This is a genomic window from Enterococcus sp. ARL09-542, assembly GCF_005234805.1.
In the GTDB taxonomy this organism is placed as follows: Bacteria; Bacillota; Bacilli; order Lactobacillales; family Enterococcaceae; genus Enterococcus_D; species Enterococcus_D gallinarum.
Genome location: NZ_QPQX01000019.1, coordinates 1 through 13,820 on the forward strand (window position 1 = coordinate 1; position 13,820 = coordinate 13,820).

11 protein-coding genes and 1 pseudogene are annotated in these 13,820 nt (G+C 35.3%); 4 read left to right on the forward strand and 8 right to left on the reverse strand.

Features of this window, described 5'->3' with window-relative positions; translation table 11 throughout:
* Positions 1–42 precede the first annotated feature (42 nt).
* Positions 43–234: a hypothetical protein gene (locus DVW06_RS17300; protein WP_202617066.1), complete on the reverse strand. Its 192-nt coding sequence runs from the start codon at positions 232–234 to the stop codon at positions 43–45.
* A gap of 516 nt (positions 235–750) precedes the next feature.
* On the opposite strand from DVW06_RS17300, the pseudogene DVW06_RS14945 reads away from it, so the two are divergent.
* A pseudogene (locus DVW06_RS14945) lies at positions 751–2,001 on the forward strand (IS110 family transposase).
* A 573-nt stretch (positions 2,002–2,574) separates the two neighbouring features.
* Here the strand turns inward: DVW06_RS14945 and DVW06_RS14950 are convergent.
* The 7 genes from DVW06_RS14950 to DVW06_RS14980 all read right to left on the reverse strand — a co-directional run bounded on the left by DVW06_RS14950 (position 2,575) and on the right by DVW06_RS14980 (position 9,860).
* On the reverse strand, positions 2,575–3,429 hold the full coding sequence (locus DVW06_RS14950; protein ID WP_060805091.1) for a PfkB family carbohydrate kinase: 855 nt from the start codon (positions 3,427–3,429) through the stop codon (positions 2,575–2,577).
* Positions 3,430–3,445: 16 nt separating this feature from the next.
* Positions 3,446–4,444, reverse strand: coding sequence for an SIS domain-containing protein (locus DVW06_RS14955; RefSeq protein WP_060805092.1), 999 nt, complete (start codon positions 4,442–4,444; stop codon positions 3,446–3,448).
* A gap of 34 nt (positions 4,445–4,478) precedes the next feature.
* Positions 4,479–5,303 (reverse strand): PTS system mannose/fructose/sorbose family transporter subunit IID, encoded by an 825-nt coding sequence (locus DVW06_RS14960; protein ID WP_137264821.1) that lies wholly within the window; start codon positions 5,301–5,303, stop codon positions 4,479–4,481.
* Positions 5,293–6,075, reverse strand: coding sequence for a PTS mannose/fructose/sorbose/N-acetylgalactosamine transporter subunit IIC (locus DVW06_RS14965; RefSeq protein WP_118215762.1), 783 nt, complete (start codon positions 6,073–6,075; stop codon positions 5,293–5,295). The genes DVW06_RS14960 and DVW06_RS14965 overlap by 11 nt, the downstream gene beginning before the upstream one ends.
* 23 nt (positions 6,076–6,098) lie before the next feature.
* Positions 6,099–6,569: a PTS sugar transporter subunit IIB gene (locus DVW06_RS14970; RefSeq protein WP_060805095.1), complete on the reverse strand. Its 471-nt coding sequence runs from the start codon at positions 6,567–6,569 to the stop codon at positions 6,099–6,101.
* A gap of 17 nt (positions 6,570–6,586) precedes the next feature.
* Complete coding sequence (locus DVW06_RS14975; protein WP_060805096.1) at positions 6,587–7,009, reverse strand: PTS sugar transporter subunit IIA; 423 nt, start codon at positions 7,007–7,009, stop codon at positions 6,587–6,589.
* A gap of 127 nt (positions 7,010–7,136) precedes the next feature.
* Complete coding sequence (locus DVW06_RS14980) at positions 7,137–9,860, reverse strand: sigma 54-interacting transcriptional regulator (RefSeq protein ID WP_137264822.1); 2,724 nt, start codon at positions 9,858–9,860, stop codon at positions 7,137–7,139.
* Between the two features lie 189 nt (positions 9,861–10,049).
* Between DVW06_RS14980 and DVW06_RS14985 the strand changes: the two genes are divergently transcribed.
* The 3 genes from DVW06_RS14985 to DVW06_RS14995 all read left to right on the forward strand — a co-directional run bounded on the left by DVW06_RS14985 (position 10,050) and on the right by DVW06_RS14995 (position 12,762).
* Positions 10,050–11,066 carry an SIS domain-containing protein gene (locus DVW06_RS14985; protein WP_060804893.1) on the forward strand — a complete coding sequence of 339 codons (1,017 nt, stop codon included), beginning with the start codon at positions 10,050–10,052 and terminating at the stop codon, positions 11,064–11,066.
* Between the two features lie 107 nt (positions 11,067–11,173).
* Positions 11,174–12,043 (forward strand): 6-phosphofructokinase, encoded by an 870-nt coding sequence (locus tag DVW06_RS14990; protein ID WP_125276245.1) that lies wholly within the window; start codon positions 11,174–11,176, stop codon positions 12,041–12,043.
* Between the two features lie 14 nt (positions 12,044–12,057).
* Entirely contained in the window at positions 12,058–12,762 is a 705-nt protein-coding gene (locus DVW06_RS14995; RefSeq protein WP_125276244.1) for a GntR family transcriptional regulator, read from the forward strand.
* Positions 12,763–13,820 lie beyond the last annotated feature (1,058 nt).

The window sequence follows — 13,820 nt, forward strand, 5'->3', positions numbered from 1 at the left end:
CCCACGCCACTAAGATATTCTTTAACGATTTTTAGTTTTAATTCAAAAGGATATTTTGCCATACAAATAACGACCCCAAAAAGTTAGATTTTTTGGTCTAACTTTTGATTGATCCATCCGTGTACCTTTTTTTGATCTCACTCCTTGTATTTTTGCTAAATATCCTAATCCACCTTCTCCTTCAAGATACTCTTGAACGATTGTTGACTTGAATTCAAAGCTATATTTTCCCATAAAAATACCATCCCCCCTGAAGTTAGATTTTGGTCTAACTTTTTAGGGTTTGGACATCACCAGTCCCATTTTCATTCACGTAATGCAAGAAACTGACTGAAGTCATTAAACAAAAATCTGAGCTAGAATGAAGTTCATTCTGACTCAGATTTGATTTTGCACAACTCATCAGTCTTCGTAAAATATATTTTGCCTAATAAGTTTCTTTTAAAGTATCTATAAAACACAAATTTTTTTGAATAACATATTCCTTCCGGAATTTATTTCGTTATTGTGTGATTTCTCAGAGTACAATGGATGTATGGAAAGGATTCAACGAGAATTTGCTAATCAGTCCTGTAGCTTTGTCTACCTTCATAAGTCTGTTATCCAAAGCGCTGTGTTTACTATCAACTCATTAGCTCTTTTATTACCGTATTCTATTAGGCGAGGTCGTGACCACACAGTGAGTTTCTGTGGAATCCCACAGTATCGAAGCATTTTCTAGAATTTATATCGAAAATAGGTTTTTATTCCATGAAATTATTTGTTGGTAATGACGTTAGTTCTGAAAAATTAGACGTTTGCTTCCTAACAGACGACGATCAGCTATCTATATTGACTGAAAATTCTGTTGCTAATGACATTGAAAGGGCTCCATTGACACGAGAACTGATTCTTGTGTTCAATGAAAACAATCACTTCGGTCAAATCGTTATTGAGATGGAATTAAACGTCCATGTACAGCTTTCATCCTTCGATGTTTTTCCATGAAGATGCAGAGCTAAAAAAACTCAATGCACTTGTGAGGATTGAAAATCCTTTTCGGATGAAACAATTCAGTCGCATGTTTGAGGAAGATACGACTGATCGAAACAACGCGTTAAGAATTGCTGATTTATTGCGTATTCAACGGTTCACAACTTCTCCTATCAAAGAAGAGAAGTACGTGGTTTTACAGCGTTTAACACGCACTCGCTATCGACTCATTAAGCAACTTCACTCGTACAAAACAACACTTTCTGGAAAATCTAACGTACAAATGCAATACGCTTACTCGATAAATGCGCGATGAATCGACAAGTCTCTATAGTGCCACTGTCATTACTCTTGTGACAGAAGACTTCACGCTAGATGAATTGGCTGTGCTTCCTTTTGAAGCTTTCTGTGACTTACTAAAAGAAAAAGGAAATGTCGCTTTAAAGATCCAGAAAAAAATGCCAAATCGATTCAACGTGCAATTGCCGTGAGTTATCGGTTAGATAGTCTTGCATAAGAATCCATCAATGTCGTTCTAAATGTTCTTGTATGTGAAATTCGTGCGCTTGAAAAGAACATCAAAGACTTGGATAAAGCAACCGAGCAATTTGTTGTCGTTATTCCAGAATATCAATATTTGACTAGTGTTCCAGGTATTGGAAAGGTACACGCCGCTGGATTAATCGCTGAAATCGGTCAAATTGAACGATTTGAAGATCAAACAAAATTGGCAAAATACGCAGGCTTATGTTGGAAAGGCAAACAATCTGTTAACTATCGGTCACAAAATACACCTCTGACAAAACAAAGGAGTCGCTATTTTAGATACTACTTAGTTGAAGCTTCCAACTCTGTAAAAAAATATCTTCCTCAATATAAAGCTTTTTATCAAAGCAAATGTAAAGAGGTCCCAAAAATAAACACAAACGAGCACACGTCTTAACCGCAAGAAAATTTACGCGTCTGGTAGATACGCTACTACGTAACCATCAACTCTACACGCCACCAAGGAACGTGATAGATAAATAACATTCTGTTATTGACGCAAACCCTTGATATACCCCGAAAAAATTTGATTTTGGCCGGGGCTAGTTAAGTACGCTTCAAAACAGGTTACACAATAAAAATATTCTCAATCTCCAACTTGTCTTATTACCATTAGACTTATTGACAAAGAGACAATTACCATGCTCTTTTTTACTATTTAGTCTACTATATATTGGTTTAGACAGCCTTCCAAGTCTTATTTCATCACGCAGCCTACCAAGTCCTTTAAAAATAAATTGAAGCTCGCAATAATTTCAGCAAATAATCAACAGCAATATTTTTGGGTCGTACATAACATGAAGTGCTTGTACCTACTAGTCTCGTTAAGTAACAGAAGATTATCTTTGCTTGACTAATCAATAAATTAAGTAAATAACAATATAATATTATTGAGATATTTATTCATACTATCAATGACGCTTTAACAACGATATGCTCCCTCATGCAATTAGCCAGTGTTATTTTCATCATAGCCTCTTGCCTTTTCACATACAAAAATATAGTTATGATGAGTCTACTATACAAATTCCAGCAATAAAAGCCCAAAGCACAAAGCTAAGGGTTAATAGGTGTAGCATGACCAAAGGAGCCATCAATCATCAATGTTTCATATGCAAGGTTTGCACCTTTGTGAAAACAATCAATAACATGTTCTATCATTGATTTTTCACGTTTAGATAAGACAAAATTACTTGCAAAAGCTGCAAAGTATGCATCACCTGCGCCCATTGTATCATGAGGTGACTCAACTTTGCGAATGAATCCTTCATAAGTCTTATTCTCTCGAGTGTCAACAAAAACAGGGCTCTTACTACCACGCGTAAAAAGAAGATACGGAACCTCAAAGTCCTTGCATTCACTAATTAAGCGATTAATTTCCTCTTGATCATCTGTAGCGACTGAAAACTGTGCAATATAAATTGACGGACAAACATCTGACAAGTATTCATGCGTTCTATATTTATCTAAGTCAGAAAAATCAAAAGAAACTTTAACATCATATTTTTTTAATTCTTTAATTTTTGTTTCTGTTCGACTATGGCAACTAGTATGAACTAATGAACTGTTCTTCATCAAATCAATAAGTTCTGCTGAGAGAGCAGGTGTCAATCGGGAGCCACGCACGCCACCTATAAACTCCCTATCTCCATCTTTAATAGTTACATGTGCTTGCTCAGTAGGCTCGTCAATAACTTCCGAGAAAGAGATATCAACACCTTCAGAACTGATGGCGTGTTGTAATAACACGCCATCAGGATCAGATGATAGACTACCGACATAGTATGCTTTAACACCACTCTTTTTTGCATTCACAGCAAAATTAACTGCATTTCCCCCTGGAAATTTTTGATTCAAATTCTCATAGTAATCAACAACATTATCGCCAAATCCAATCACATACGCTGTCATAATTAATCACCTACTTTTAGTATTCAACTACTCGGTAATAACGACGTTTATCCAAAGAGTGGTTCCGAATATCTTCAAGATGAACACTGACGCGACCTAGGGCTGCCCACATAACTGGAGCACAAAAGTACTTTCGAAATTCGTCACTAATACCTGGTAGCTCATAATCCTTAGTATCAAAAACATTAAATTTATCTGTATATTGGACCGCAAATTTTTCAACTCGAGCATCTAAAAGCCGTGTTTCCCCCTCAGTTTTCAAAAGTGTTACACAAACTCCTTTTTCGACTAACTCGAGGGTACCATGGAAAAACTCTGGTGATGAGACAGACTTTGTACGCAACCATTGAGATTCCTCAAGCACACACATTGAATAAGAGTAGGTGATTCCCCATAAATTCCCGCTACCAATCCAAATTTGATAAGGATCTTCTTTAAATTCTTCGGCATACTTCTTCCCTTTTTCATCAGCCTGTTCTCTAACTGAATTCAGAGCCGTTGGTAAGTTTTTCAGTTCATCAGCAAAACGAGTGTATTCAGGAAATTCCCCATTCAAATTCATGATAGACATAATTAAGAAATAAAGTGGCATTTCTTGAGGGCGGCCGTCTAGGTAATTGATTGCATAAGTTGATAGAGCCTCTAACGGTGTATCTTCTTTACTTACAATACCAACGGTTGGCACGTTTCGTTCTTTTAAATATTCAGCTGCCTTAATAGTTTCTTTCGTATCTCCAGATTTTGAGTATAAGATTACTAAAGATTTTTCATTCAACTGTTTATGTCCCATTAAGACAAGCTCAGCTGCAGTCATAGAGTAAACAGGAATACTTGATTCAGTCATCAATACATACTCAAATGGTTGCATTACGGCTACCGATCCACCAGAAGCAGTAAAGAAAATATTACTAATTCCAGAATCATAAGCTTGCTTTGCAATTTTCTCTACATCTTCACGAATACCGTAAATCCGTTTGCCTTTTTTTTTCATTTCTTTTGCATTATAGTTTAACATTAGTTCTCTCCTTACAATTATTTAGATTATTCAATTAAGTTGTCAAAAATCCGAAGAAGGCTGCTATGATACCAAAGATAAAGATTCCGAATAACACGTAAGTTGTTTTAAAGCCTTTTTTAAGCATCAAGTAAATCAGAAATACACATAATACTGACAGCAGATTTGGTAAAATACCATCAATGATACTTTGAATTTTTGTTGCTTCATCACCTTGTCCAATAGAACCAGCTACTTTGATTGATACCATACTTCCAGACATGCCCCCAATTACCATAAGACCCAAAATTGAGGCAGCATGAGTCAACGTTTTCATGACGCCAGAGGATTCAATGTTCTCTAATAGCTTTGTACCAAAGTTATATCCCTGCATAACTCCAAAGTAACGGAGAAGAAAATTAGGGACATTGAAGATTAGTAAAAATAAAAATGGACCCAAAATATTGCCTTCTTTTGCTAATGAAGCACCTACACCGATACCGATAACTAATAAGGTACCCCAAAACATTGAATCACCAATACCAGCTAATGGTCCCATCAATGCAGTTTTAATAGAAGTGATTGTAGAAGTATCAAAGTCATCAGGATTTTTGGCATTTTCTTCTTCCATAGAAGCCACAATTCCCATTATGAATGTTGATAATGGCGGAGCTGTGTTAAAAAACTCTAGATGTCTTTGAGCTGCTTTTTGCTTTTCTTCTTCATTGCCACTATAAATTTTTTCTAACGCTGGCATCATAGCAAAGGCAAAGCCCATATGTTGTTGGCGCTCAAAATTCCATGATGCTTCTAATGCACATGACCGAATACAAATTTTTGTTAAATCATCTTTAGTTAAAGCTTTCCCACTAGAAGTCATCTTCAACCATCTCCTCCCCTCTTGAACCCATTGCAGCTTTGGTTTCCATGTTTACTATAATATAAGCTAGACATGCGCCGAAGATTGCAATCCCCAGAATCGGCACATGTAAGTAGCTAAAGAGTGCAAAACCAATTACGAAATATACAAAGACATCTTTCTTAAGAAGCATTTGCAATAAAATAGCAAAACCTAGTGCTGGCATAATGCCTGCAGCAATGTTAATCCCATCTTGGACAAAAGTTGGAATAGCATTTAAGATTCGTTCCATAACAGGACTTCCTAAGTAAAATGAGAATCCGACAAATAAAGCCCGTGGTAAACTTTTTACTAAGACAAAACCTAAAACATGCATTTTCGACACATTTTTTAGTTCGCCCTTTTCAGCATATCTATCTGCCTTTCTAGCAATCATTGGTAGAACAAGCAATGTTAGTAGATTATCAACTAATAAGAATAGCGCAGCGATTGGGAATGCCAAGGTCAACGCAAATTCTGCTCCCTTGCCAGTTGCAATAGCAAACGCAGTCCCTAAAATCCCACCAGATACCGTATCAGGCGGACGTGCCGCTCCGATTGTTATTGCTCCGATAAATGCTAACTCCAGTGTTGCCCCCATCATAATCCCCATCTTAAGATCGCCCATAATTAAACCAACAAAGACGGAAGATACGATTGGTCTTGATAAGTTATTCGTACCTGTCATCCAGTCAATTACGATGAACGCAGTCAAGAGACCAAGCAAAATTGCTTGTACTAAGAGACTATCCATGAAATTACCCCCTTATTTTTTTATTACAAAGATTTTTTTAAATCTATTGCCTTATCTGTTGGAACTTGTTGAGCGAACACTTCAATGCCCTCTGAGACCATTCCTTTAAGTTCTGCTCGTTCCTCTTCTGTTACAAAAATTGTATGCGTCAAAGCGCTACTGCCACTAGTTTCCTTAACACTACCGATATTTACAGATTTAATTTGTTCAACCCCATTTGCCAACCGTTTAGCATCGGAAATGGTTTTGGTAACTACAAATAGTTTGTATTTATCTGTCTTCCCACTATTAATTGCATCAATCGAATCTTGAATTGATTTGATAACAACCTTCACGTTATGTGGTGCGGCTAATTTCAAAGTTGTCTTTTGAATTGGATCATTCAAAATTTCATCGTTCGCTACTAAAATGCAATCCGCACTGATTGCGTTCGTCCAAGTTAAAGCAACTTGACCGTGTATCAAACGATGATCGATCCTCACTAATTTAATCATTCTCTTCCCTCCTTTATTTAAAAGTCATCAACCGTTTGCTCATAATCTAGCTGATTACAAAACTTAATCGAGCCAGAAGATGCTTGAATTGCATGATCAATAATTTCTTCAATCTGATCAGATGAAACTAATTGGAATTTTAAATATAAATCCACTAAAAGACTTAAATTCATTCCAGAAATCAAATAGACTTTAGAAAGATCTGGCAACCGTCTTAGCCACTCATTATTAATGCTTCCACCAAAAATGTCGGTTACAACAATCGTCTCATTTCCCATAGATTCCTTTAGATAATCATCGATGATCATTTCTACGTCATTATTTCCATCGACATAGGCACATCGAAAATCAATATTATCCAAATCTCCTACGATAATACTCAAAGTTTCAATCATTCCTTTTGCTAGAGGACCGTGGCTCATACATAATATTTGTCTCATACCCGAACTCCTTTCGCTTTGTTAATAGCAAATACTGTGCCAATTACTGTCACCACTTAAATGAAAGGGCGTACAAAAAATAAAGTGACACTATTTCCATCGCTGTGAATAGTGTCACTTTATTTTATCAATAACTTACAATGATGTTGCACACATATGCAATCTCTTCCATAGGAATCTTAATATTATAAAGTTTCTCAATCTTACTAAGTGCCTTTTGAATAGAAGCAACCTCAGTTTCGTATCGCTTAAGAAACTGATCTATTGCTGGATAACTACTTACTCCCTGATTACGAATTAGTCGCTCAATCATACAGCTGATATGAACATAAAGATTAATTTTGGACAATGATGATAACGTTTTCCCCACCCTCATTTGATAATCTTTTAAACTTTCCTCAATTTGATTGACAACTTTTTCGGCATCTAAAATAGTAAGACTGTCAATCAAGCGGTTTAATGAGCTATTTTTAACAATATTTTGATTAATTGCCTCAGCAATCTCTTTTCCATAGACTCTCAAAAGAACTTTATAGAGTTTGCCAATTTCACCATCAAATAATTCTTCAAGAGAAATATAGGGAATGTTCGACACACGCGGATCATCTGTTCCGATAATGGCAATGATATCCTTTGTTTTAATGAGAAACTCTAATTGCTGAGTATCTCTAAGAGTTTCATTTTCGTATGGCAGAAATTCAATGCCCAAGTCTTTCGACAAATTATTTTCCATCATTTCTTTAATTTTTATGGAGGTACCCAAACCAGTATTGCAGGAAACAACGATTGTACGTTTTCTAATTTTGATGGGATATAGAACTTGCTTTTCAAACTGAGAATACGGCAATTTTTTTACAACCTTTTGGATATCACTCGTACTTTGAATCAGTTGTGCGGTTTCAATAGCCATTTCGGTTGTAACATTATTAATAATCATTGTTGGAACTTCGATTACTTGTTCAATTTCAGTCTTAATTTGAGCTAAACTTCCCATATCAACGAAAATCACTAGTCCATCTTTAGGCTTTCGATACTCTATATAGTGAAGTAATCTGTCAATTACTTCACTAAAGCTGATATCTAGAGGCATATCAATAGAATCTATGACAAACTGATTAACCAAACGATTGGCAACATTAGCAATACTACTAGCTGTCGCATATCCATGGGCTAAAATAATTGCGTTAATGTCTTTCGCTTCATTTCCGGTCTCACTAATAACACACAAACTGATATACAGTTTATCCCAAATAGTCAATGTTGTATCCAGGGCGTTCTCGAAGATCAGTAAGAATACATTTAAATCCGTCAAATAGTTACACTTTAGGTTTTCATATAACTTTTCAATTTCATTCGCTGAAGCATTCTCTTTCCCATACCCCCATTGATCCCTAATAGCGAGATAGGTAGCTATAGCTTGGACCGTATTGCCAGAAAGGTGAACAAAAAGACTCGGAGAGATTTTTTGAACAATATTTTGGATTTCCGGTAAATAATACTTAACTAAGACTTCTGAATTTTTTTGGTAAATAAAACGATCATTAAATTCTGCCATTTGGTCCTTCACAAAACGTCGAAACTCTTCACTATTTCTATTCACATCATGACACTCTGAATAATATTTAGAAACACGATGAATCAAACCTCGTAAATTTGTAGTTACAGTTGAAGTCTCGTCACAATCATGAACATAGTTACCATTACTAAAGATATAGAACCGTTGGCTCGCAATTTGGTTTTTTAACTCAATATTTTCTGTTAGCAAGTACCTGCTAGGTAAATCAGAAATATGAATTTCGATATATTTTTTATTGCTTCCACTAAATAGTTTATTCGCAATAGTTTGTTTTATTAGTCCATCCAGCTCACCAATGTTTCCATACAAATCTAAGCGAATCAGGAAACTAAGGGCGGCTTCAGAAACTAATATTTCTTTATTGATCAGAGTAGACTCTTTCTCTAATAAATGGAAGACAATCTCTTTTCGTTCGCTAATTTCTCTATCTTGGTAATTAGGCAAAGTACAAACAATCGGAATTCTTCGTCGAAAAGTTTCTAGAAAAAAATTTTCTTCCTGTTCCGTTGTCGCAAAAATATATCTAACATGTGATAAACGCCAAGGACCACTATCTCCAACTCTTCGAAAAACGCCTTTATCCATATGAATAAAAAGTTTCTCTTGTCCTTCTGGTGGTAAACGATGAATTTCGTCAAGAAAGACGATTCCACCGTCTGCTGCTTCTATTATACCAATATGGTCAGAATCGGCGCCGGTAAACGATCCCTTCATATGGCCAAACAACTGACTTGTTAATAACTCTGAATTATTAAAATACTGAGCGCAGTTTAACTCGATGAACGGAGCATTCTCATGAATAATACCAGTTTGTCGGCAATACTCAGCTAGTTTTTCCACTAAGTAACTCTTCCCAACTCCGGACGATCCAAAATACATTATTGGTAATCCACCTGGATATTTCATTGCTGATATCCCTTGTTGAACCGCTTCTTTTAAACTTTGTTTTGCACCAATTAAATCATTAAAAAAATGATCTGCTTTTTTCTTTGAAATTTTTTCTCTAAACGAATCAATTGAAGAAAACTCAAAACTATCTAATGAATGTGATATATACCGTTCAATTGTATGGACTGGAAAAAAAAGAACAGGACGACCATTGATTTTCACAACTTTTTTCTGTTCCATTAGTTCGTTTAGATGCTTACTAGCCGTATTTCTTTTTATTTGAAATTTTTGGGCAATATATTGCGCGTTACATTCTTCTGGAAAATATTGTGGAAAATCATAGCTGTTAAGTAGATCATTTAATTCTTTTAAAATTTTCGTTTTCAAATGAACCCACCTCCTTTACTTAATAATAAATGATTTTCACTATAAAATTCAATATTCTTTATAAACATCTTTCCACTTTAACAATACCTATGGTATTTTTTCTAAAAAATATTTGACACTTTTTATTACCTGTGGTATTTTATTTATGCAAACAAAATATTACCATTGGTAATCAAAGGAGAGATTTTTATGTTTAATTTTGATCAAGAAAGATTTTTAAAGACTCAAGCTGGTGCCGTTGCAACAAATGAACAAATTTCCAATATTTTAGAATCCATCGCATCTGACTTAGAAGAAATTTACTTTATTGGGTCTGGAGGAGTTGGTATTCTTTTTGATTCAACAATCGAATTCGCGAGAACTCGTAGCACTTTCCCTTTTCATCGTGTTATCGCTGCCGAATTTATGATTCATCCCAATAAAACATTTTCTAACAAATCTTTGGTTGTTATCCCATCTTTATCTGGTACAACAAAAGAAACACTTGAGTTAGTCGAATACTGTAATGAAATGAACGTCAAAACATTAGCTTTGGTAGGAAGTCCTAAAACGCCCCTAGAAAAAGCTGCAACATATTCTATCTATAACGACGTTTTAGATGATACATCTTCAGAAAATTATTACCTTCAAGGACTGCTGATTGCTCTCTTCTTAATGAAACAAAGAAATGAAATCGATATCAATCAATACAATACCTATATTGAGGATTTAAAAAAAATACCTGAAGCCTTAGTGCACGCTAAAGAGCAAGCGGAACCAATGGCAAAATCTTTTGCAAAAAAACACAAAGATACTTCATATCATATTTTAACCGGTGCTGGTGATAGCTTTGCGGAAGCATATTACTATGGCATGTGTATTTTAGAAGAGATGCAATGGATTAAGACTCGTCCTGTTCATGCAGCAGACTTCTTCCATGGAACTCTTGAATTAATTGAAGCGGGTGTAAGTGTCATCATTACAGAAGGAGAAGATGATTCTCGACCTCTCACAGAACGCGTGAAGAATTTCGTTCCTAAGTTTACAGATGTTCACGTAACGGTTGATACAAAGGACTATGACTTACCTGGCATTTCGGAAGACACGCGAAAAATTATTTCCCCAGTCGTCTTAGCTACTGTCTTTGAACGAATTAGTGCTTTTCTAGAAGAAGAACGTAACCACCCTTTAACTACTCGCCGTTATTATAAGCAAATGGAATACTAATCATAAAAATATGAAAAAGGTGACCGCGACTCCATTGCCCATTTGATTGCTTCATTTTCTCTAATGGGAGAATAGAATCGCTGTCACCTTTTTTAGGAGGATCTAAAATGAAAATCGCAGTTATCTGTAGTGGTGGCGACTCTCCCGGAATGAATTCAGCTTTATTAGCAATAAAAAAAACAATTGATAGCGAACCAGATTCGGAAGTAGTCTTTTTTAAGAATGGTTATGCCGGAATATTTAAGGAATGTATTGCCTCAGTTTCTCTAAAAGAAGTTGAGGTATTCAAAGCTGGAACACTTATTGGAACAGCCAGATTTGAGAAAATGAGAGATCTCGAAAGTCGGAAAATTATTATTGAAAACCTAAATAAGATGGAGATCGACAACTTAATTGTTATTGGAGGTAACGGTTCCTTGAAAGGAGCTGAACTATTGAAAAATGAATCAGAATTACAAGTATCTGTCATCCCAGGGACTATTGATAACGATTTCCCCAATACCGATTATACACTTGGCTTCGATAGCGCCTTAAACACTATAATCCGATCAATCGATGATTTAACTTCTACTGCTAATGCTCATGATCGTATTATTATAATGGAAGTCATGGGCCGAGGCTGCTTTGCTCTTCCAGAGTACGCTTCCATTGCAAATAATACTTATTGGGTTGAGAGAGACGACAAGGAATACTTACACTTAATATGTAAAAAATTTGAGTCGGAGTTCTACTCGCCTATATTGCTTTTACCAGAAGGTATATCTAACAAACAAAAAATCATTGAATTTATTACCAAAAATTTACCAAAAGAAACCAAATACTTAAATCTTGCGTATCTTCAGCGTGGATCAGCTCCAACTTTTTATGACCGATATATTGGCTATTTGTGGGGTCAATTAGCGGCGAAGGAATTAATTGAAGGAAAATCTGGGATATTAAGTCAAAAAAATGGTAATATAATGTTAATACCTTGGTAAAAGGATGGATTACTATGATTTTTGACAAAGTAAAAGAACAAATTCGAAAAGTGTATATCACCACTGATCGGAAATCTGAATTATTGCCTTCGGAAAGAGATTTGGCCCAGGAATTTTCGGTGAGTCGTCCAACAATTCGGAAAGCTTTAGCTTCTTTAGAAGACGAAGGAATTATTTCTAAAAATGAAGGTCGCGGGTATCTAGTGAAACCAGCTTCAGAAAAATATGTTGATCACGAACTCGACTCTTTTATCGGATTCTTCCAAGATGCGGTTCAGCAAGGAAAGAAAATCAGTTCTAAGATTATCCAACAAACCATCATACCTGCTGATTCAACAATTAGTGAATGTTTGGAGATTGAGCAGAATACTTTAGTGCTTGTCTTGGAAAGAATTCGATACATCGATGACTATCCAACTTGTATTGCAAAAAGTTGCATTCCCCTATCTGTTTTACCTGAAATTGTTGAACATGATTTTGCCAAAGAATCCCTGTTCTCAGTATTAGAAAGTAGGGGAATTAGATTAGCTTATGCCAAACGCTCAATTGAAGTTACACCGCCAACAGATTTAGAAAACCTTTATCTTGAGTTAGAAAAAAATGAGCCAGTCTTTGTCTTTACAAGTATTGGATTTGCTAAAAATCAGAAACCGTTTGAATATGAAATATCTAAGTACCCTGCTTATAAGACAAAGTTTGAAAGTACTGTTTCCAAATAATTTTTAAATATGCTTAAATGTATAAAGAGCCTCGCGGATAACAGATAAAGTGTCTTTCCGCAAGGCTCTTTTTCTACTTCCTCTTTATCTTAATCCGCTAAGTAGCCTACAGTCCAAACATTATCATCTAATTAAGGTGTGTGGAGGTACTCCTCTACCCTAAGTCAGGATAGTCGACATAGTTGTTAATAAGTCTTCAAAGCAAGCCTGAACCTTTTTCATTAGGTGTGCTTACTTCACATATGACGCTATCAAAAATGATAGCACCCGTTGAATCAACTAATTTTCTCTAATTCATATCCCCATTCAAACAACTATATTTTAAAAACTTTTTTAATCTTTGATTATGTGTAGCAAATTTGTCTAATTTTTATTTCTTTGCAAAATTTTTCCAAATTTACCAGATAAAAGTAATTCATATTCATGATTGAGTCCTTTACCAATAAAACCTATTTCGCAAAAATTATTTGTAAGCATTAAGGATTTTCTGCTGACTTTCACTGGAAGGATAACCCAAGAATTCTGACCAAAGTGAAAGATTAAGAACCATCTTTGCCAGTCTATCTATGTGCTATTGTAACTGTCAACATCATGCGGGCAGTTATTATTATTTATTTGAATAATATTTTTATTATAAATCAGTTTTTTAGATTGTGCATAATCACTAATTGCTGTGATTAATTCCAGAATATGGCTCTCTGGGAAAATGTGCGCGTCATGTATTCAATTTTAAATTCTAATTTGTACAAAATGAATCGTCACGACTCGATCTGACGCAACTCCAAATGGGGGCGCCGACCTGTACCAAGTACAGTGGCATGTTCTTTAAACATTTGAAGCAAAATCTGTCCATCAAAAACCTGTATTCTCAAAGTGAACAAGGTGCGCTAAATCAGGAAATACTTACACTGATCATTTCTTAATTTACCTACTTAACTAAAATTTAAATCAATATGAAAGCGACACTTTTCAAACTAAAGAGGTCTTTTCACCGCTTGATGTTTGCTTCGATAAAAAAGTTGATGTCGGATTAGTTTTTATTTTAATAAAACGTACTA